General features: G+C 55.0%; 17 protein-coding genes and 2 pseudogenes. 10 read left to right on the forward strand and 9 right to left on the reverse strand.

The window, feature by feature from the left end; genetic code table 11:
* Together V4U84_RS13580 and V4U84_RS13585 are read right to left on the reverse strand one after the other, a co-directional pair.
* Positions 1-792: an ABC transporter permease gene (locus V4U84_RS13580; RefSeq protein ID WP_334077309.1), complete on the reverse strand. Its 792-nt coding sequence runs from the start codon at positions 790-792 to the stop codon at positions 1-3.
* Positions 793-1,261: 469 nt separating this feature from the next.
* A pseudogene (locus V4U84_RS13585) lies at positions 1,262-1,804 on the reverse strand (ABC transporter ATP-binding protein); the annotation flags it as partial.
* 295 nt (positions 1,805-2,099) lie between these two features.
* Between V4U84_RS13585 and V4U84_RS13590 the strand changes: the two are divergent.
* The 4 genes and pseudogenes from V4U84_RS13590 to V4U84_RS13605 form a co-directional block, all read left to right on the forward strand.
* Positions 2,100-2,822 (forward strand): annotated as a pseudogene (locus V4U84_RS13590) (helix-turn-helix domain-containing protein); the annotation flags it as partial.
* A gap of 195 nt (positions 2,823-3,017) precedes the next feature.
* Positions 3,018-4,184, forward strand: a complete 1,167-nt coding sequence (locus V4U84_RS13595) for a Gfo/Idh/MocA family protein (RefSeq protein WP_334077311.1) — start codon at positions 3,018-3,020, stop codon at positions 4,182-4,184.
* Between the two features lie 52 nt (positions 4,185-4,236).
* Positions 4,237-4,968 (forward strand): ThuA domain-containing protein, encoded by a 732-nt coding sequence (locus V4U84_RS13600; protein ID WP_334077312.1) that lies wholly within the window; start codon positions 4,237-4,239, stop codon positions 4,966-4,968.
* A 40-nt stretch (positions 4,969-5,008) separates the two neighbouring features.
* On the forward strand, positions 5,009-6,112 hold the full coding sequence (locus tag V4U84_RS13605; protein WP_334077420.1) for a Gfo/Idh/MocA family protein: 1,104 nt from the start codon (positions 5,009-5,011) through the stop codon (positions 6,110-6,112).
* Between the two features lie 454 nt (positions 6,113-6,566).
* On the opposite strand, the gene V4U84_RS13610 is transcribed toward V4U84_RS13605, so the two are convergent.
* The gene (locus tag V4U84_RS13610) at positions 6,567-7,232 is read right to left on the reverse strand and encodes a bifunctional 2-keto-4-hydroxyglutarate aldolase/2-keto-3-deoxy-6-phosphogluconate aldolase (protein WP_334075304.1); all 666 of its coding nucleotides are present in this window, start codon (positions 7,230-7,232) and stop codon (positions 6,567-6,569) included.
* 473 nt (positions 7,233-7,705) lie between these two features.
* Here V4U84_RS13610 and kduI point away from each other — a divergent pair, with 473 nt between their 5' ends.
* The 3 genes from kduI to kduD all read left to right on the forward strand — a co-directional run bounded on the left by kduI (position 7,706) and on the right by kduD (position 10,146).
* Complete coding sequence (kduI, locus tag V4U84_RS13615) at positions 7,706-8,539, forward strand: 5-dehydro-4-deoxy-D-glucuronate isomerase (RefSeq protein ID WP_334077313.1); 834 nt, start codon at positions 7,706-7,708, stop codon at positions 8,537-8,539.
* Positions 8,540-8,601: 62 nt separating this feature from the next.
* Positions 8,602-9,351, forward strand: coding sequence for a DeoR/GlpR family DNA-binding transcription regulator (locus V4U84_RS13620; protein ID WP_334075302.1), 750 nt, complete (start codon positions 8,602-8,604; stop codon positions 9,349-9,351).
* Between the two features lie 39 nt (positions 9,352-9,390).
* Positions 9,391-10,146: a 2-dehydro-3-deoxy-D-gluconate 5-dehydrogenase KduD gene (kduD, locus tag V4U84_RS13625; protein WP_334077314.1), complete on the forward strand. Its 756-nt coding sequence runs from the start codon at positions 9,391-9,393 to the stop codon at positions 10,144-10,146.
* A gap of 96 nt (positions 10,147-10,242) precedes the next feature.
* On the opposite strand, the gene V4U84_RS13630 is transcribed toward kduD, so the two are convergent.
* Positions 10,243-11,217 carry a sugar kinase gene (locus tag V4U84_RS13630; protein ID WP_334075300.1) on the reverse strand — a complete coding sequence of 325 codons (975 nt, stop codon included), beginning with the start codon at positions 11,215-11,217 and terminating at the stop codon, positions 10,243-10,245.
* A 297-nt stretch (positions 11,218-11,514) separates the two neighbouring features.
* Between V4U84_RS13630 and V4U84_RS13635 the strand changes: the two genes are divergently transcribed.
* The 3 genes from V4U84_RS13635 to V4U84_RS13645 are packed head-to-tail and all read left to right on the forward strand — an operon-like array spanning position 11,515 to position 14,160.
* Positions 11,515-12,066, forward strand: coding sequence for a sigma-70 family RNA polymerase sigma factor (locus V4U84_RS13635; RefSeq protein ID WP_334075299.1), 552 nt, complete (start codon positions 11,515-11,517; stop codon positions 12,064-12,066).
* On the forward strand, positions 12,050-13,189 hold the full coding sequence (locus V4U84_RS13640; protein ID WP_334075298.1) for a DUF4179 domain-containing protein: 1,140 nt from the start codon (positions 12,050-12,052) through the stop codon (positions 13,187-13,189). The genes V4U84_RS13635 and V4U84_RS13640 overlap by 17 nt, the downstream gene beginning before the upstream one ends.
* A 20-nt stretch (positions 13,190-13,209) precedes the next feature.
* Complete coding sequence (locus V4U84_RS13645) at positions 13,210-14,160, forward strand: DUF4179 domain-containing protein (RefSeq protein ID WP_334077315.1); 951 nt, start codon at positions 13,210-13,212, stop codon at positions 14,158-14,160.
* Positions 14,161-14,218: 58 nt separating this feature from the next.
* Here V4U84_RS13645 and rnjA read toward each other — a convergent pair whose 3' ends face one another.
* From rnjA to rsfS, 5 genes are all read right to left on the reverse strand, one after another.
* Positions 14,219-15,979 carry a ribonuclease J1 gene (gene rnjA, locus V4U84_RS13650; protein ID WP_334077316.1) on the reverse strand — a complete coding sequence of 587 codons (1,761 nt, stop codon included), beginning with the start codon at positions 15,977-15,979 and terminating at the stop codon, positions 14,219-14,221.
* Positions 15,980-16,192: 213 nt separating this feature from the next.
* The gene (locus V4U84_RS13655) at positions 16,193-16,876 is read right to left on the reverse strand and encodes an SGNH/GDSL hydrolase family protein (protein ID WP_334077317.1); all 684 of its coding nucleotides are present in this window, start codon (positions 16,874-16,876) and stop codon (positions 16,193-16,195) included.
* A 115-nt stretch (positions 16,877-16,991) separates the two neighbouring features.
* Positions 16,992-17,765, reverse strand: a complete 774-nt coding sequence (locus V4U84_RS13660) for a class I SAM-dependent DNA methyltransferase (protein ID WP_334077318.1) — start codon at positions 17,763-17,765, stop codon at positions 16,992-16,994.
* 64 nt (positions 17,766-17,829) lie between these two features.
* Positions 17,830-18,735 (reverse strand): CvfB family protein, encoded by a 906-nt coding sequence (locus tag V4U84_RS13665; protein ID WP_334077319.1) that lies wholly within the window; start codon positions 18,733-18,735, stop codon positions 17,830-17,832.
* Positions 18,732-19,079, reverse strand: coding sequence for a ribosome silencing factor (gene rsfS / locus V4U84_RS13670; protein ID WP_334075292.1), 348 nt, complete (start codon positions 19,077-19,079; stop codon positions 18,732-18,734). The genes V4U84_RS13665 and rsfS overlap by 4 nt, the downstream gene beginning before the upstream one ends.
* Between the last annotated feature and the right edge of the window lie 21 nt (positions 19,080-19,100).

Consider the following 19,100-nt stretch of genomic DNA (forward strand, 5'->3'; position numbering starts at 1 on the left):
TTATCCTCCATGAATCGTGATTTGCTGGACGGCCCCGGACCACATCCACTTACCGAGCAGCCACAGCAGAACGATCCAGATCCACTGGATCCCGATCAGTCGCAGCGCCTCGCTTCCCTCCGTCATTCCGAGACCGATCGTCACCGGCGTATTGACAATCCCCTGGAACGGAAGCAGCATCGCCGCCGATTGCAGCCAGGAAGGGAAGAACGCCAGCGGCGCAAGCGCCCCGGACAACAGATTGGTGATCGCCGTTCTCGCCCAGTAGATGCCGAAGCCGCTGGTGGTCCAGAAGCAGAGCAAGGCCGACAAATAGACGATGCCGAACTTGACCAGAATCGATGAAGCCATGCTAAGCAGGAACAACAGCAGTGTCACCGCATCGCTCGGGAGCGAAACCCCCAGGGTGAACACCGCCCCCAAACCGATGAGCAGGCAGCTCAGCAGCCCTTCCAGGACACAGGAGCCAAGGGATTCCGCCAGCCTGGCTTTTTGAAACTGAATCGGGCGAAGCAGGTCCATCATGACGCTGCCGTCGATAATTTTGTTGGTGATGCTCGATTCCGAATAATAGGACAGCATGGAGTTCACGAAAAAGGTAATCAGCAGGTACGATTGCATCTGTTCCCACGTAAAGCCGGAAAGCTCCGCCCTTCCGGTATAGATGGCCTGCCAGAGGCAGTACATCGCGATCAGCCCGATAAAATTGGCCAAAAAGTTCAATATAAAAGATAGCCGGTAAGCGAGCGTATTCTGCATGGAACAGAGTGCCAGGGAAAGGTATTTTTTCATGACCGGTCAGGCGCTCCCCCTTCCCGCCAGCGATAAGGACTCGGAATCCAGTTGGCCCTCGTAAACTTGGCGGATGATCTCCTCGATGCTTGGGCTCGTCGATGCGAAAATCGACGACTTCGCCCCGGCTCATTAGCCGCTTGACGATATCGCTGGCCGTACAGCGGAAGCGGTCGAACCGAATGGATAAGGATAGCGTGCCCTGACTCTGCTCCTCTGCGGGCCGGACGACCCGGACATCGGGAAGATCCCGAAACAGGCTCTCCGCTTCCGGAATCGGTGAACTCAGCTGCATATGTATCGTTCGCTCACGCGCAAACGCGTCCTTAACTTCCCGCAGTTTGCCGTCGTATATGATCCGGCCTTGGTCGATAATGATAAGCCGCTCGCATAAATCCTCAATATCCCCCAGATCATGCGTGGTCAATAGCATCGTTGTGCCTTTATTGCGGTTCATTTCCTTAATAAAGTCCCGAATCCGGTGCTTGACCGCCACATCAAGGCCGATCGTCGGCTCATCCAGATAGACGATTTTGGGATCATGCAGCAGAGCTGCGGCCAGATCGGCCCTCATCCGCTGACCGAGCGACAGCTTGCGGGCGGATAAATGAAGAAAATCCTCCATCCCGAGCAGTTCTGCAAACGCATCCATGTTTCTTTTGAACGTTTCCGGCGGCACCTGATAGATATCCCGGAGCAGCCCGAGCGATTCGCGAACCGGGATGTCCCACCACAGCTGGGTCCGTTGGCCAAAAACCGCCCCGATCCGCTGAGCGTTCTCCATCCGCTGCTTGTGGGGGACAAGCCCGTCCACCCGAATTTCACCACCGGACGGTACCAGCACGCCGCTAAGCATTTTGATCGTCGTCGACTTGCCCGCGCCGTTGGGCCCGACATAGGCGACGGTCTCCCCTTCCTCGATGGTCAGATCGATCCCCTCCACCGCGTATTTGTCGCGATAGCGCTGGGTAAACAAATGCTTGACCGCCCCGGCCAACCCAGGTTCTTTCACCGCCTGCCGGAATACCTTCCGCAGGCCTTTCGTTTCAATCAGACTCAAGTGGCAATCCCTTCCTTTTGGCTTCCAATTCCTTACTATTATAAAAGAAAGCCGGCCGCCTTCCTACCCTAAAAATTAGGGAACTTATCCCCTACTTTTTTAAACTCAATGCAGCACCGAGGCACAATTAGACAATTCTATCGCCACCCGCTATGATGTGGACAAATGAACCGTTGCATGCGGCTGCGGGAAAGGAGGAACCATGAATTCTTTTTATCAAAACTGGAAGTTGGATCAAGGGCTGCCGATGGTCATTCACCGGTCCGCGGACCTCGATTTTTATCCCCACTTCCATGCCGAGGTGGAATTCGTTTATGTCGAGTCGGGCGAGATCCGGATCGGAGTCAATAAGGAAAGCCGGCTTCTCGGTCAAGGCGATATGGCCGTCATCGGCAGCAACGATATTCACTTCTACGACAGCAGGGGCCTTAACTCTGTGATTATCATCGCTATTTTTCATCCGGAGATGGTCGGCAAAGCATTGGGGTGGCCTGCCGGCGTCCGCTTTGCCTCCCCGTTTATTTGCGGCCAGCAGCATGATCTCGCCCCGCTGATTCATCCACTGCTGGAGAGGACCCTACGCGAAAAAAGAGACGCCCTGCGCGGCCATGAATTGTTCATTCAGGCCAGCTTGGCCGAACTGTGCGGAACGCTGCTGCGCCAGCTTGACATCATCTCCGTTCCGCCGGCTCAGGATGAGGCCGATCCCGGGCGGGATCGCATTCAACAGATCCTCTCCTATATCGAGAACCATTACCGGGAGGACTTGTCCGTCGAGACGATTTCGGCTCACTTTCAAATGGGTCCCTCTTATTTTTGTCGTATGTTTAAAAAGAACGTCGGCATGAATTTCAAAACGTTTCTCCATACGATTCGGGTGCACAGCGCCAAAAGAATGTTGGAAAACAGCGCCGCCAGCATCACCGAAATCGCGCTGGAATGCGGATTCGGCAGCATCCGCACTTTTAACAGGGTGTACCGGGAATTTCAGGGGCATTCCCCGTCCGCATACCGCAAGGAGACGAAATGAACAGTGCCTGAGTGCAATTTTTGACCAGTTTGGGAGCATAAAGTGGCGAGAGATTCGCCGCTCAGTTTTTTTATAATAGGGGTAGCCTGAAGATTGATTTTGAAATAGCCAAATCATCCGTGATGGAGGAATTCTATGAATCAGTTGCGCATAGGTATGATCGGTTACAAGTTTATGGGAAAAGCCCACAGCAATGCCTATCGTTCCCTCCCGATGTTTTTCCCCCAAGCGGTAAAACCCGAAATGGCCGTCCTGTGCGGAAGAGACGGCAAGGCCGTGGCCGAAGCGGCGGATCAAATGGGCTGGCAGGCTTATGTCACCGACTGGAAGGAGCTGGTCGTTCGGGACGATATCGATTTGATCGACATCAACGCCCCTAGCAACGCGCATAAGGAAATCGCGCTGGCTGCCGCCCGGGCCGGGAAGCATATTTTTTGCGAAAAACCGTTAGCGCTTACACTGGGGGACGCCCGCGAGATACTGGAGGCCGCCGAGGAATCCGGGGTTCTCCACATGGTCGGCTTCAACTACCGGTTCTCTCCCGCGGTCCAGCTGGCCAAGAAGCTACTCGAAAGCGGCCGGCTCGGGAAAATTTATCATTTCCGGGCCTGGTTTCTTCAGGACTGGATTCTCGATCCGGACTTCCCGCTCGTATGGCGGCTGCAGAAGGAGATCGCGGGTTCCGGCTCCCACGGCGACCTCGGGGCGCACCTGATCGACCTCGCTCACTACCTGGTCGGCGATATTCGCGAAGTGATCGGGATGAGTGAAACCTTCATCAAGGAGCGGCCGCTGGCCGAAGAAATGACCGGGCTCAGCGCCAAAGGCGCCAAAGGGAAAGATGCGCCGAAAGGCCCGGTCACCGTGGACGACGCCACGCTGTTTCTGGCCCGTTTCGAGAACGGGGCGCTGGGAAGCTTCGAGGCGACGCGGTTTGCGGCCGGACACCGCAGCACGAACGCGTTTGAAATTAACGGAAGCCTGGGCAGCGTGAGGTTTGATTTTGAACGGATGAACGAGCTGGAGGTTTATTTTACCTCCGACGAGGAGGACGTGCAGGGCTTCCGGCGCGTGCTGGCTACCGATCCGGCGCATCCATACGCCGAGGCCTGGTGGCCCCCGGGCCATACGATCGGCTTTGAACACACCTTCATCCATGAAGTGCTGGAGCTCACCCAGGCGATTTCCGAAGGGCGCAACCCGGTACCGAACTTCCGGGACGGTGTGCGGTGCCAGGCGGTGCTGGAAGCGGTGGAGCGTTCGGTTCTCGAACGCCGCTGGGTCGGCCTTGCGGAAATGTAGAAACCAATCAGAGGACCGGTTGGATCCGGTTTTAAGGAGACGAGGGATAAACATGAAAAAAGCGCTGATTGTATGGGGCGGCTGGGACGGTCATGAGCCGGAGCAAGTGGCGGCGATTTTTGCCGGCATCCTGCGGGAACACCGGTTCGAGGTGGAGGTCTCGGATACGCTGGAGGCTTACGCCGATGCCGAGAAACTGCTAGGGCTGGATTTAATCGTCCCGGTATGGACGATGGGAGACATCGCCCAGCAACTGGTGAACAACGTGTCCGCCGCCGTCCAGGCCGGGACCGGGCTCGCCGGCTGCCATGGCGGGATGGGCGATTCCTTCCGCAGCAACGTGGACTGGCAGTTTATGACCGGCGGCCAATGGGTGGCGCATCCCGGAAACGACGGGGTCGAGTACAAAGTGGAGATCAAGCAGAGCTCCAGCCCGCTGGTGGACGGCATGGACGACTTCCTCGTCCGGACGGAACAATACTATCTTCACGTAGACCCCGCCGTCGAGGTGCTGGCGACAACCCGGTTTCCCGTGGCGGACGGACCGCACCGTTTCAACAAAGCGGTCGACATGCCCGTCGTATGGACCAAGCGTTGGGGGCACGGGCGCGTCTATTACAACTCGCTGGGCCACCATGCCGACATCGTCGAACTCCCCCCCGTAAAAGAACTGATGACCCGGGGACTGCTGTGGGCGGCCGAGGGCAAGAACCTGGCCCTTTCCCAAAGCCGAGGCACCGGCTCAAGCTACACCGGGATGGGCGACAGCCAGTATCGGGCATAGGGAGGAGAAATTGAGGATGAACATGGAGACGAACCGCAACATGGACAAGATCAAAATCGGAATTATCGGCTGCGGCAAAATCAGCGGCATTTATATGGAAAACTGCCAAAAATTCAGCGTTCTCGATCTGGTCGCCTGCGCGGATTTAAATCCGGAACGCGCCCGGGAGCAAGCCGCCGCTTACGGCATTCCCCGGGCGTGCACGCCCGAGGAACTGCTGGCCGATCCGGACATCCGGCTCGTGCTGAACCTGACGATCCCGGCCGTGCACGCCGAAGTCAGCCTGAGGGCGCTGGAAGCGGGCAAGCATGTTTACGTCGAGAAGCCGCTCGCCATTTCGCTGGAAGACGGGCGGCGGGTGCTCGAGGCCGCCAAGGCGCGGGGCCTGATGGTGGGATGCGCGCCGGAGACGTTTTTCGGCGCCGGCATTCAGACCGCGCTGGCCCTGATTGAAGAGGGCGCGATCGGGCGCACGGTATCGGCCACAGCGTTTATGATGAGCCGCGGCCATGAGCACTGGCATCCCGACCCGGAATTTTACTACGCCCCGGGCGGCGGGCCCATGTTCGACATGGGGCCCTACTACCTGACCGCGCTCGTCCAGCTGCTCGGGCCGATCCGCCGTGTCGCCGGCATTACCGGCAAGGCGCTGCCCGAGCGGATCATCACGAGCGAGAAGAAGCGCGGGGCCCGGGTCGCCGTCGAGGTGCCGACGCATGTGGCCGGCACGCTGGAATTTCATAGCGGGGCGATCGCGAGCCTGATCACGAGCTTTGATATTTTCGGCGGCAGCACGCTTCCGCCGATCGAGATTCACGGGACCGAAGGCACCCTACTGGTGCCGGACCCGAACACCTTCGGCGGGCCGGTGAAATACCGGCGCACCGGCGAGGAAGCGTGGACGGAGCAGCCGCTGCTGCCCGGCTACGAGGCCAACAGCCGCGGCATCGGCCCGGCCGATATGGCCGGCGCCCTGCTGCGGGGGCGGCCGCACCGGGCCAGCGGGGAGCTGGCCTACCATGTGCTGGAGGCGATGTGGGCGTTCCACGCCTCGTCCGACACGGGCAGCTACTACGCGATGCAGAGCCGATGCGAGCGGCCCGCGGCACTGCCGGCCGGACTCGCGCCGTATACGCTGGACTAGCGGGGAGCGTGCAACACATAGATAAACCCGTAGCCGCTGAACAGATCAGCGGCTTTTCCGCTTCTATGCCTTTGGCTGCAATAACTAACGGGATTTTCTCCCGTTATTTTGAAGCTCTCCTCGCTATTCGCCCCATTACCTGGAATTGTTCCAGTTAATCCCGGCCCATCGGCGCAAATCGGCCTCTTACGCTCAAAATAACTGGAGATTTTCCAGTTATTCACGTACCGCGTTCGCCCCGCGTCAGATTAACGGGAACTTTTCCAGCTAATCCGAATTTCCGACTCATCAACTCGCCGACTTTATCAACTCACCCGACTCCCCGACTCATCCGACTTACCGAATCCAGGCTCGTCAACACGGCCGCCTAATTTCGCATCTTCCCGTCATATTCGGCTAGAGGGAATCCATCAAAAAAAGGCGGAGTCCACGGAGGACCCCGCCTGCTTCCCTCTTACCGGGCCTTGGCCCGGAGAAACGCTTCCTTGTAGGCGGCCGCCTTATTGGCGATCAGCGAGAAGTCCTGCTGCTTCAAGGCCTCGCTCGTCAAATCCGAGCCGATGCCGACCGCCACGGCGCCCGCCTGAATCCATTGCCCCAGATTGTCCAGGGACACGCCGCCGGTCGGCATGATGTTCGCCTGCGGAAGCGGGCCCTTGATCGCCTTGATCATCGACGGTTCGTACAGGTTGCCCGGGAACAGCTTGACGATGTCCACGCCCAGCTCCAGCGCCTCCTGGATCTCCTTGATCGTCATCGCCCCGGGCATCACCGGAATCCGGTACCGGTTGCAGAGCATAACGGTCTCCCGGTTCAGACTCGGCCCGACGACAAACTCGGCCCCGCTCAGGATGGCGGCGCGCGCGGTTTCCGGATCCAGCACCGTGCCGACACCGATAATCGCAAACGCCGAAGGATCCTTTGCGTTCCAGGCATATTTGCGGGCCAGCGTTTCGATCGCCCGCAGCGCAAACGGAACGGTCATCGTCACCTCAATGACCTTAATCCCGCCGGCAATCGCCTGCTCGGCCATCTCCACCACTTGCTCCGGCGTCTCGCCGCGCAGTACGGCCACGACACCCTCCTCGGCGATTTTTTGGGTAAGCTGCAGCTTTTTCATATTCGTTTTCCCTCTTCCCTTCAGATTAGTTAAAGAATCTACCCGTCCCAAAATGGCATGAAAGCCTTTTCTTACTCATTATCCTATCATGGTTATGCTGTCGGCTAAAGCTTGTTTTCTACTGTTCGTTGAAAATTTGTCCATGTCTGTTCAGTTCAAATTCCTTCTATAATAAGTTGAAACTATTGATTTGCGTGTAAGGCAGCCGTGGTGTGAAATGTTCTTCCGAATCCGGTCAAAGAGGCTCGCTCAGCCTATGCTTCCGAAACAGCTTTCTTACAGAAAGCTACTCCCCAATCATTTCACACTCTTGCCTATTGCTAATTAATTGGTTCAACTTATGTAGTTCTCTCTTTGAACGAGCATCACCTCATTCTATTTTGGGTTAACCGCTTGCAAAATGAACCCAAAAGATTTAATGTAAACCTATATGAACATTATAAACCTAAATAAACGAAAAGAGGAGTGTTTTTATGGAAAGACGTTACGCCTCCCACCCCAATGAAGTCAAACAGTTCGACACAGCGCGGCTGCGCCAGGAGTTTCATATCCCGACCTTGTTTACGCCGGACCGTCTGGAGCTCGTGCTGACGCATGAGGATCGCCTGATTATTGGCGGAGCGGCCCCTGTGCAAAAGGATGTGAAGCTTGAAGTAGATCTCAAAGAGCTGGGGGTGGCCTATTTCCTGGAGCGCCGGGAACTCGGGGCCATTAATGTCGGCGGACCCGGCGTGATTGTCGTGGACGGCACCGCCTATGAACTGGAGCACAAGGACTGTCTCTATATCGGGATGGGGACCAAGGAGGTCATCTTTAAAAGCAAAGACGCCGCAAATCCGGCCAAGTTTTACTTGAATTCGGCACCGGCCCACAAGTCGTTCCCTACCGCGAAAACAACCCTCGTCGAAGCGGAATCCGGAGCGCTGGGCTCCATTGAAAACTCCAACGAGCGGACGATCCACCGTTTCATCCATGAGAACGGCATTCAAAGCTCACAGTTGGTCATGGGCATGACACAGCTCAAAACCGGCAATATGTGGAATACGATGCCTGCGCACGTTCATCCCCGCCGGATGGAAGCTTACATGTACTTCGATCTCCCCGGAGATGCGGTTGTCTTCCATCTGATGGGTGAGCCGAACGAAACGCGCCATATTGTCATGCGGAACGAGCAGGCCGTCATTTCTCCGAGCTGGTCGATTCATAGCGGTGTGGGAACGAGCAACTATACGTTTATTTGGGGCATGGCCGGAGACAACAAAGCGTACGCGGATATGGACGCCGTTCCGATGAAGGATTTACAATAAGAGGGTTAAGCCAATTCGGACTTTTTAACAAATCAATTTCTAACGGAAGAGTTGACGCCCCAATGAGCTCGATACGACGATACGAAAAAATTATGGAGGTTCTGCTGACGAACAAAGAGGTGACCGTGGCGGAGCTGAGCGACAAGCTGGGAGTAACGGGCAAAACGATCCGCGAGGATCTGACCCGTCTTGAGGAGCAGGGACTTATCGTGCGGGTCCATGGAGGAGCCGTCCTGGCCCAGGGAGACCAGTTCGGCATTCTTCCCGCCAAGGAGCCCGTGGTGAAACATGCCGAGGAGAAAGGCGAGATCGCCCGCAAAGCCCTGCTTCACATTCAAGCGAACGACATCATCGCCCTGGACGGCGGCAGCACGACGCTGGAAATCGCCCGCCGCCTGGACAATCAGCCGCTCACCGTGGTTACCAACGATGTGTACATCATCAGCGAGCTGGCTGTAAAGGATCAGATCCGTCTCGTCGTACCGGGCGGTTACCGGGTCCGCAATATGCTTGCCGGTCCCGAGGCCACAGCCTATATCCAAAAGCTGAATATCCGCAAGGCGTTCATTTCCACGACCGGCATTCATCCCGAGCATGGATTGTCCATCTACACCGGGGACTTTATCGAGTTCAAAAGAGCCTTGATCGATACGGCCCATGAAGTGATCGCCGTCGTCAACCACCATAAATTCGGACAGACCGCGCTTCGGACGTTTGCGTCCCTGCAAGAACTTACCCGGATCATTACGGACAACGATCTGGATAAGGAGATGGCGAGGGCTTTTGCCGAGGCCGGAATTCCTATCGAGTGATTTTTATATCATCCAATTTAGTTAAGGAGTGTTCGTCCTATGCATAGTTTATTCGATCTTACAGGAAAAACCGCCCTGGTAACCGGGGCATCAGGCGGCCTTGGACAAGGCATCGCCCTAGGCTTGGCGGAAGCGGGAGCCGACATCGTCTGCGTCTCCTACGCCTCGAGTGAGGAAACCGCGGAGCGCGTTAAAGCTTTGGGCCGGAAAGCCTCCGCCATTGAAGCGGACCTTAGTCAGCATAACAGGCTTCAAGCGATTTTCGACGAATCGCTCAAGCTGACCGGTCAGATCGATATCCTTGTCAACAACGCGGGCATTATCCGCCGCACGCCGGCCAAGGACCACAGCCAGAAAGACTGGTTTGATGTTATCGACATCAACCTGAATACGGTGTTCCTGCTATCGCAAATCGCCGCCAGACCGATGCTTGAGAGAGGCAGCGGCAAAATCATCAACATTTGCTCGATGCTTTCCTTCCAGGGCGGGATCAATGTCCCCGGCTACACCGCCTCCAAGCACGGGGTTGCCGGCCTGACCAAGGCCTTCGCGAACGAGTGGGCGCAAAGCGGCGTTCAGATCAACGCCATCGCCCCGGGCTACATGGCGACGGACAACACGGCGCCGATCCGGGCCGATGAGCAGAGAACCGCCTCCATTACGGAGCGGATTCCGGCCGGACGCTGGGGGACCGCGGAGGACCTGAAGGGCCCCGCCGTCTTCCTCGCCTCCTCCGCCTCCGACTATTTAAACGGCCACATCCTCTGCGTCGACGGCGGATGGATGGCCAGATAAGCCTGCCGCCGCGATCCGGCAAACGAAGAAACCCGCCACGGAGCATATCTCCTGGCGGGTTTCTTCTCGTCTGAACTACTATCTTAGCGGAGCGGGTTACCGCTCCACATGCCCTGCTCCGCTCAACAGCCGCTCGATTTCCGCGGCGCTCGGCAGCCCTTCCCAATCACCGACGGCCTGAATCACCTGGGAGCCGATCAGGTTGCCGAGCCGGACCGCTTCTTCCAAGGTATACCCCCGCAGCAGACCGGAAAGAAAGCCTGCGCAGAAGCCGTCCCCGGCACCCACCGTATCGATCACATGATCGACTTTATAATAAGGAACCGGGGTCAGTTTGCCGTGCTCGTACAGATAGGTTTCATCCATGCCGCCCTTAATAACGCTTACACCGGGAAGCTCGCGAAGCCGGGAAAGAATGTCTTCCAGGGATTCGGTCTCGTACATTAGCTTCAATTCATCCAGCCCCGGCAAAAAATAATCCGCTTTCATAGCAAGCGGCAAAAGCACCTTTCGCGCCGCTTCAAGGTCCCATAGCTTCAGCCGCAAATTCGGATCGAAGCTGACTTTCACGCCGTGGCGCTTGGCCAGATCCATGGCGGCGGCCACCGTTTCCGCGCAGGAATCGCTCAGCGCCGGGGTAATGCCGGTGACGTGGAGGATCTGGGCGCCGGCAATATAAGCCTCGTCCAGATGTTCCGGCCGCATCCGGCTGGCGGCGGACAGCTTGCGGTAATAATGGACCGAACTCTTCCCCGCGACATTCTCCCGGATCATCAACCCGGTCGTCGCCTCAGCGGTAAGCTGCGCGCGGGAGACGTCCACCCCTTCGCCCCGAATCGCCTTGATCACGCGGTGCCCAAACGGGTCGTCGCCAAGCCGTCCGCACCAGCCGGAGGCATGGCCGAGACGAGCCAATCCGATCGCGACATTGGATTCAGCCCCTCCAAACGATGGTGTCAAGGCATTCGTGTACTCCAGTCCTTTCCCCCCTTCGGCGATTAACAGAGCCATACTTTCGCCAAAAGTAACCACCTCGGGAGATCGTTGTTCAGTTAAATGGGAAGCTTGCATTTTCTCGTTTCACCTTCTCTCAGTCGATCGAGCCGTTACGTCGGGTATGTTCCAAATCTGTCCATTGGCTGCTTCTTCTATTATCTCATGATTCTCTCTTCCGGACTATGTTTTTAGTAACACCGGGACGAAAAAATCCTTCTGAAACCGGCATGCAACAAGAAGCCGGACATCCCGAAACTTGCGCTTTCCCTAGAAATAAGGTTTTCTGAAATAACGGTAAAAAATTTGTATGTAACCTTCCCGGCCGTTGGCCGATCTAATAGTCGATTTAAAAGAGAAGAGAGGTGAAACCCTTTGGAGTTTAGTGAGGAAAACATACGGTTAGCCATAGCCGGAGATCGTAATGCCTTTGTTGAGTTGATGAAACGGACGGAACTGCAGCTCTATCAAACTGCCTGGGCCATCGTCAAAAGACCGGAAGATTGTGATGACGCCATGCAGGAGGCCATCTTAAAAGCTTTTAAATCCATCCACGCTTTGCGGGAGCCTTCTTATTTCAAGACATGGATCTTTCGAATTTTAATCAATGAATGTCTGAGAATCCTGGAAAAGAACAAAAAAACCGTAGCCATCGGCGATACGGCGCAATTCGGCGGTTTGCAGCGCAATGAATACTCCGCAGTGGACTTACGGGATGCAGTGGATCGTCTCGAAGAGAATCTGAAGATTGTAATTGTCCTTCATTACTACCAGGATATGAATATCAATCAGGTAGCCAACATTTTGCAATTGACACCGGCTGCCGTAAAAACACGGCTTTTTCGTGCCCGGCAAAAACTGATGCAGTCTTATAGCGATCAACAAGATCAGAAGGAGGGAAAAATAAACTATGGAACATTTTACTGAAGAAATGTCGAAACTGCGTTCACAGCAGCCTAATCAACTGCCCCAAAGTACGCGTCAAAGAATGGATAAAACCTATCAAATGATTATGGAACAAGAGATGAGCAACTCAAATCAGCAAAAAGGAGTCGTTATTCATATGAAAATGGTAAAAAGACTTGGGCTTACCGCCGCAGCAACGCTTGTGTTGGGAGGAGCCGTGATCGGCTCGGGTTTCGTTTCTCCGGCCATGGCGGCCACTTTGGAAAACTTGCCTGTGATCGGCAGCATATTTAAAAACGAGGACCCAAGCCTTCGGGTAGCCGCTGAAAAAGGGCTTCTGTCTTCTCCGAATGCAAGTGTGACGCACGATGGCATCACTCTGAAAGTGTCGGAAGCTTATTACGATGGAAATCGTTTAAGCGTATCGATCACCCGCGAGGGAGTGGATCTGAAAGATGTCATGATGCCTTGGCAAACCATCGATCAAAGCGAGAAAGTAAAAGGTTATATTGACTGGCGTTCCACGATGGAAGCCATCGTTGACGGCAAACCCGTGAAAGGGTTGTCCATCGATAGCGGGGAAGTTCCCGGTCAACAAGACGCCTTTATTTTCAACGTAAGAAAAGGCCTGGAAGAGGCGAATCTTCCGGATCAATTTGAATTGACGCTGGTAGCCAAAGTCACCCAGGTGAATGAACCTTTCGAACTGAAAATCCCGATCACCAAAGTTCAGCCGACTCTTTCCGTCCATCCGGAAAAAACCATGAGCAAAGGCGATTTCAGTTATACGGTGAAACAGGTTCAACTTACTCCAGGCTCCACCAAAGTGGTGATTGACAGCAAAGGCACAGTCCCTGTGACTGAGAAACAAACCGGCGAGTTTGCGGCCAGCAAAATGTATTTTGATATTGTCGATGATAACGGAAACTCGATCGAGCAGATTCTGATCCCGTCCTATCAAGAAGCGCCAAAAGCTCAATATCATGACGAAGAGCTGTACAGCCCGTTCAAAACGACACCAAAATCCATTACGATCAAACCTTATACCTATACGGTCAATAAATCGGACTGGATGGTTGCTGGAGAAAAAGAAAAAATCTATCACGAAGATTTGGAAATGACGATTCCGCTGAATAATAACTAACTTGCGAGGAGTTGAACATAATGATCAGCAAACTAATTGACAGTAAAATCGCCGTTGCCTTGCTTGCCGTTTCGGTTTTAACCGCAAGCGAAACGGCCCTATCCAGTACGGTTACGGCGAAAGCTGCGAATCAAGAAACCGCTTCTACCCAAAGTCTTTTTGAAGGGGTAAAAAATGATCCTGGTCTCCTAAAAGCGGCCAAACAGGGTACGACGAAAGTTCAAAATCAAAAAGTGACGAAGGATGGCGTCACCTTGAAATTGACCGATTATCTCTATGACGGAGCCAGAGTTTCGTTCGCTTTGCAAAGAGAAGGCGACAATCTTGAAACAACGCTGGATGACGTGACCAATGTCGAGAAAAAAGGGGTTCTGCTATATCACGAGATTTATATCAACGGCAAAAAACAGGATCTGAAGTCTTACGGAAGATCCTCGATAAATGACGGTAACAGTATGGTGATCTCCTTCAACGACCAGTCCGATAAAGGTCCGCGAACCGTATTTTTCCCCAAACAATTCGAACTTACGGTTAAAGCTTACGTATCGGGCGTAGATGATCCTTTCACCTTTAAAGTGCAGGTTAAAAAACAAGCTGAGCAAAGTACGGTTTTGAATAAAGCTGTTGTGAAGAAGGCCGGGAATTTAAGTTATACCGTAAAGCGCGTAGAGCTAACCCCTTATTCGAGCCGGTTGGAATTGGCTGCGCAAGGCTCTCATAAGCAGATCAAGGATTTAAAGAACTTGAGATTCGATATCGCGGACAATAAGGGAAATGTACTAACCCCTTTGCTGCAAACATGGGATGGCGTCGTCAAAAATCAACGCTACTTCGATATGACGTATCCTTCCTTCGCGGCCACTCCCAGCTCTATTGTCGTGAAGCCGTATAGCTTGGAAAAAGACGAAAACGGGGCTTCGAAAAAAGTCTATCTGCAAGATGCGGAACTTACGCTTTCCCTAAAAAAATAAAACGACGGCAACAGAAAAAGGACCCTACTCCATAAGGGTCCTTAATCCTTTATTATCGCTAAACCTCAAGTACGGAAGGCATGATATGCGGCGTTCTGCCGACTTCCCTTTGAAAATATCTCCGCATCACCTGTTGGGTCGTGCGCAGCCAAAGTTTTTGGCTGTACGTCTCCTTCTCCCCCATACGGTTCAAGCTGCGCCGTAAAGCGGCTTCCGCACGCCGCAGCAGCGGCCGGGCGTCCTGCATGTATACAAATCCCCGGGTCACGATGTCCGGACCGGATAAAATCTTGCCCGTCCGGCTGTCCACGGTCATGACGACCACGACGATGCCTTCCTGGGCCAGTTCCATACGTTCTTCAACCAACTCATCTTCATTAAGGCGCATCTCGCCGTTGCTGATAAAGACCTCGCCCGCGGGAATCGTTCTCCCCCGTTTCGCGCGGTTCCGGTAGACCGACAACGTGTCGCCGATATTCATGACGAATATCCGGTCCTCCGTCAGCCCCGTTTGCAGCGCCAGGTTCTTGTGACTGAGCAGCATACGGTATTCCCCGTGAATCGGAATAAAATATTTCGGCCGGATGAAGCTCAGCATCAGTTTAAGATCCTCGCGGCAGCCGTGTCCCGACGTATGGATATCGAAAATGGATCCATAGATGACATGAGCGCCTGCGCGCATCAGCATATCGATGCTCCGGTTCACATTTTGGCCGTTGCCCGGAATCGGAGAGGAGGAGAAAATGACCGTATCCCCCGGATAGATTTGCACGGAGCGGTGCGCCCCCGAAGCGATCCGGCTGAGCGCCGCGTTCGGCTCGCCCTGGCTGCCCGTGCAGACGATAAGGATCTGCCGGTCCTCATACCGGTCGATATGCTTCACATCGATCAGCATGCCCTCCGGAACCCGGATATAGCCCAGGTCCTGGCCGATCGCAAACACCTTCTCCATGCTGCGGCCGATCACGACGATCTTCCGGTTGCAGGCCATCGCCGCATCCACCACCTGCTGCAGCCGGTGTACGTTCGACGCGAACGTCGCGAACAGAATTCTTCCGTCGCACTGCCGAAACGCTTCCAAAATAGCGCCGCCCACCCGCCGTTCCGAGGGAGTGAATCCTTCTTTTTCACTGTTCGTACTATCCGCCAAAAGGGCCAGCACACCTTCCCCTCCGACGCTCGCCATCTTGAACAAATTCGCCGGCTTGTCCTCCGGCGTAAAGTCGAATTTAAAATCCCCCGTATGCACAACCGCCCCGTAAGGCGTATCGATCACGATGCCGAACGCATCCGGTATACTGTGAGTCGTCCGAAAAAAATGCACCGACAGCTGCTGATAATCGAACCGGTCGTTCTCATCGAACACATGCAGCTTCACTTCGCCCAGCATCCGGTATTCCTCCAGCTTGGCACGCACCAGACCGATCGTCAGCGGGCCTCCGTAAACGGGAACCGACAACTGGCGAAGGACGAACGGCAGGGCGCCGATGTGATCCTCATGGCCGTGGGTCAGGAACAATCCTTTGATTTTATGCTGATTTTGCGTAAGGTAACTGATATCGGGGATGATGTAATCGATGCCGGACAAACGGGAATCCGGAAACTTCAATCCGGCGTCCACGATCACGATCTCATTCTTGTATTCGATCCCGTACATGTTCTTGCCGATTTCGCCTATACCGCCAAGGGAGAAAATCCGCACGGGCGGCGGGGACGACTTGGAGCGGCGGCCGGGTTTCGCATTTGCCGCATTTGCATTTGTTGTATTTGCTGTATTCGCTGGCTTCGTTTTTGCTTCCTTCATTTTTGCTTCATTCATTATGCGGTTAATCCTCTCTAGAATTATGCAGACTAATCTATGCTCAATTATACTGAAAACTAATCATAATAACTATTTAATTTTTATATTTGATATTTTTGTACGCCGGGACAAGAAACAAGCCGATGCCCGAAATACCCGAACACCAGCCTGTAGGAAGCTATAAAGGGATTTACCCCCGCCGCAAAACTTTCAAACACGTTTGTTCCCGGATCAGTCCAGGATTCCGCTTGCGCCTACGACCTCCAGCCAACGCTTGGCAATGAGGTAATGGCCGGCGACCGTCGGGTGCACTCCGTCCCAAAGCCAGTAAGCCGCCTCTCTCCGCTGTTCGGCCGCGTCAAAGGCGTCCTGGAGCGGGACGTAAACCGCGCCGAATCGCTCGGCCAATTCACGCAGCGTCTTCCGGTACCCGGATATCAATTCGGTCCATTGTTCCCACTGTGCGGCGGTGGCTCCGGTCTTCAGGATAAACGGCTCGCACAGCACGAGCTTGACTTCGGGCATCACCTCGCGGGTCTCGGTCAACAAGTGGAGGTAAGCCCTTTCAAAACGGTCCGTCGCCCCGCTGGGTTCTCCCGATACAATTCTCCAGGCGTCGTTGACCCCGATCAAAATGCTGATGACATCCGGCTTCAGACTGATCGCATCTTCATTCCAGCGCGCATACAAATCGGATACGCGGTTGCCGCTGATCCCGCGGTTGATGAACAACGGATTCCGCTCCGCATGCATTTGGCCGAGTTCACCGGCAAGCATATACGCGTAGCTGTGTCCCAAAATATGGTTCAGATCGCTCCCCCGGTCCCGATTTCCGTCAGTGATCGAATCGCCCTGAAACAAAATGACGCAATTCTTTTTCAACACGAATCCCTCTTTTCCAAATATGAACGGCATAGTATTTTCCATCTATTGATTATAGCAAGGAATGACGCCCGCGCGAAGAACGGAATTTCACAGTCATGCAAAAAAAGACCCCGCATAGCGGAGCCCATCTTGCTATTGTTACGCACTATTTCACAGCGACGAAAAACAACCTGGTCGCATCCTCGCCAGCTTCCACCCACTCGAAGTCGGCGTAGCAAGCAACGTCGCGGAAGCCGCAGCGGAGCAGCTCGCTCTTCATCCACGCCGGGTCGTAAGCACGCTGGACATGGTGCTCTTCAAAGCGCCGGTACAGGCCCGGGCCGTTCTCTTCTTCACGGGCAAAAATCGTCAGATGATGTTCTATTTCTTCCCGTGCCGCATCCCGTTCGCAGGTCCAGATATAGGCCACGGAGGATTCGTCCCAGATAAACGGCTGTTCTTCCTCGTACCGCCGCAAGGTGTTCGGATGGTGCACGTCAAACAGAAACGTGCCGCCCTGTTTAAGCCCCTCATAGGTCCGCCGGAAAGTACGGACGATATCCTCCTCTTCCAGCAGATAGTTCAGGCAATCGCAAAAAGAGAGGACCGAATCGACCGGCTCGGGGAGCTCCCATTCGGTCATGTCCTGCTGGACCCAGCGGATACTGCCGTCGCGAAACAAACGTACGCCTTGCGAGGTGCCCTCCATTTTTCGGCGGGCCACGGACAGCATATCGGCGGAAAGGTCGATGCCGGTCACCTCAAATCCCGCATTGACCAGGGGGATCGTAATGCTGCCCGTTCCGCAGCCGAGATCCACGACCGTTTTCGGCATGCCGAGACGCTCCCACGCCTGGCGCGCAAACCGGATCCAATCCGGGTAAGGCATGTCCTCCATCAGTTCATCGTAAACATAAGCAAATTTCCGGTAGGCTACCATTGGGTTTCCGCACTCTTCCTTTCTGTTCCCGCCACCCTCTCGCTGCGCCTAGCCAAGGGTTTGGTTATTCGGGTTTGTCCGGCTTGTTCTTCAAGACCGAGGTCAGATAGGTCCAGTTCTCTTCTTGCGTGATTTTGCCTTCTTTCATCAGCTTGCCGAGCGCCCGTTTAAACGCCGACTTGCTGATGCCGAACCTCTGCTTGATCAAGTCCGGCGCCGTCGCGTCGGAATAAGGCATACTCCCGCCGGGCCGGCTTTCCAGATAGGCCAGGATGCGCTCCGAATCCTCGTCCCGGCCGATCTCCTTGCGCGGCGCCATGGACAGGTTGACCCGTCCGTCCTCCCGGACGTGCGCTACACGGACTCTGACCCGCTCGCCCAATCGAAGCAGGCGATTGCGTTCGGAGGAATGGATCATGCCGATCGCGCCGAACCCGAGTACGCCGCCATCGACAATGACGAACGTCCCCATTTGCAGCGGCTTGTACACGATAGCTTCCATCCATTGATTATTCCAAGAGGTGGGAGCGTGGAACGTCAGCGGTGCGAGTTCCTGTTCACCGGCCAGCTTGGCCTTGAGACGCCCCTGCTTGTCGTGCTCCATGATGACATAGACCCGGTCCCCAACCTGCGGGTGGAGTTCCCTGAGCTCGGGAAGCTCGCGGATCGGAAGCAGCAGCTGCCGGCCGAGACCCATTTCCAGAAAGCACCCCAACCGCGGATGCACGTCGGCCACTTCGAGCAGCGCCAGCTCACCCAGGGTCAGGAAAGGTTTTTTCATCGTGGCCGCCAAACGGTCCTCCGTGTCATAAAACAGAAAGACCTCAACGGTTTCGCCCGGCTTAATTTTCCGCGTCAGCTCCGAGTAATGAAGCAGGACGTCCTGCGTTCCGCCGGTAAGGAAATAGCCGTAAGGCGAGACCTCCCGGTCCACCGGAAGGGAGACAATCGTTCCCGCGACCAGACTCATACGTTCTCCACAACTTTAGCGTCCGACCACAAACGCTCGATATTATAGTACTCCCGTTCATCCCGATGGAACACGTGGACGACGACATCGCCGAGGTCCATTAAAACCCAGCGGGCGGTGTTCATACCCTCGATCCCGCGTATTGTGGCTCCGGCCTCCTGGGCCCGCTTGCGCACCTCGGTGGCGATCGACTGTACTTGTGTATCCGAATTACCGTGGCAGATTACGAAATAATCCGCAATGAGCGAAATTCCTTTCAGATCCAAAGCCACCAGGTTCATCGCTTTCTTGTCTTCCGCGGCGGATACCGCGATATGAAGCAGTTCTTTTGGTGATACCGGCATTCATTCAGCCTCCTGTTATTG

Source organism: Paenibacillus sanfengchensis, from assembly GCF_036864765.1.
GTDB lineage: Bacteria > Bacillota > Bacilli > Paenibacillales > Paenibacillaceae > Fontibacillus > Fontibacillus sanfengchensis.

Excerpts from the sequence above, each read along its gene's own strand:
- V4U84_RS13630 (WP_334075300.1), bottom strand. The coding sequence starts at position 11,217 with ATGCAAGCTTCCCATTTAACTGAACAACGATCTCCCGAGGTGGTTACT.
- V4U84_RS13640 (WP_334075298.1), top strand. The coding sequence starts at position 12,050 with ATGGAACATTTTACTGAAGAAATGTCGAAACTGCGTTCACAGCAGCCT.
- rsfS (WP_334075292.1), bottom strand. The coding sequence starts at position 19,079 with ATGCCGGTATCACCAAAAGAACTGCTTCATATCGCGGTATCCGCCGCG.
- V4U84_RS13580 (WP_334077309.1), bottom strand. The coding sequence starts at position 792 with ATGAAAAAATACCTTTCCCTGGCACTCTGTTCCATGCAGAATACGCTC.
- V4U84_RS13600 (WP_334077312.1), top strand. The coding sequence starts at position 4,237 with ATGAAAAAAGCGCTGATTGTATGGGGCGGCTGGGACGGTCATGAGCCG.
- V4U84_RS13620 (WP_334075302.1), top strand. The coding sequence starts at position 8,602 with ATGAGCTCGATACGACGATACGAAAAAATTATGGAGGTTCTGCTGACG.
- V4U84_RS13665 (WP_334077319.1), bottom strand. The coding sequence starts at position 18,735 with ATGAGTCTGGTCGCGGGAACGATTGTCTCCCTTCCGGTGGACCGGGAG.
- V4U84_RS13655 (WP_334077317.1), bottom strand. The coding sequence starts at position 16,876 with ATGCCGTTCATATTTGGAAAAGAGGGATTCGTGTTGAAAAAGAATTGC.
- V4U84_RS13595 (WP_334077311.1), top strand. The coding sequence starts at position 3,018 with ATGAATCAGTTGCGCATAGGTATGATCGGTTACAAGTTTATGGGAAAA.
- rnjA (WP_334077316.1), bottom strand. The coding sequence starts at position 15,979 with ATGAATGAAGCAAAAATGAAGGAAGCAAAAACGAAGCCAGCGAATACA.
- V4U84_RS13610 (WP_334075304.1), bottom strand. The coding sequence starts at position 7,232 with ATGAAAAAGCTGCAGCTTACCCAAAAAATCGCCGAGGAGGGTGTCGTG.
- V4U84_RS13660 (WP_334077318.1), bottom strand. The coding sequence starts at position 17,765 with ATGGTAGCCTACCGGAAATTTGCTTATGTTTACGATGAACTGATGGAG.
- kduI (WP_334077313.1), top strand. The coding sequence starts at position 7,706 with ATGGAAAGACGTTACGCCTCCCACCCCAATGAAGTCAAACAGTTCGAC.
- V4U84_RS13605 (WP_334077420.1), top strand. The coding sequence starts at position 5,009 with ATGGACAAGATCAAAATCGGAATTATCGGCTGCGGCAAAATCAGCGGC.
- kduD (WP_334077314.1), top strand. The coding sequence starts at position 9,391 with ATGCATAGTTTATTCGATCTTACAGGAAAAACCGCCCTGGTAACCGGG.
- V4U84_RS13645 (WP_334077315.1), top strand. The coding sequence starts at position 13,210 with ATGATCAGCAAACTAATTGACAGTAAAATCGCCGTTGCCTTGCTTGCC.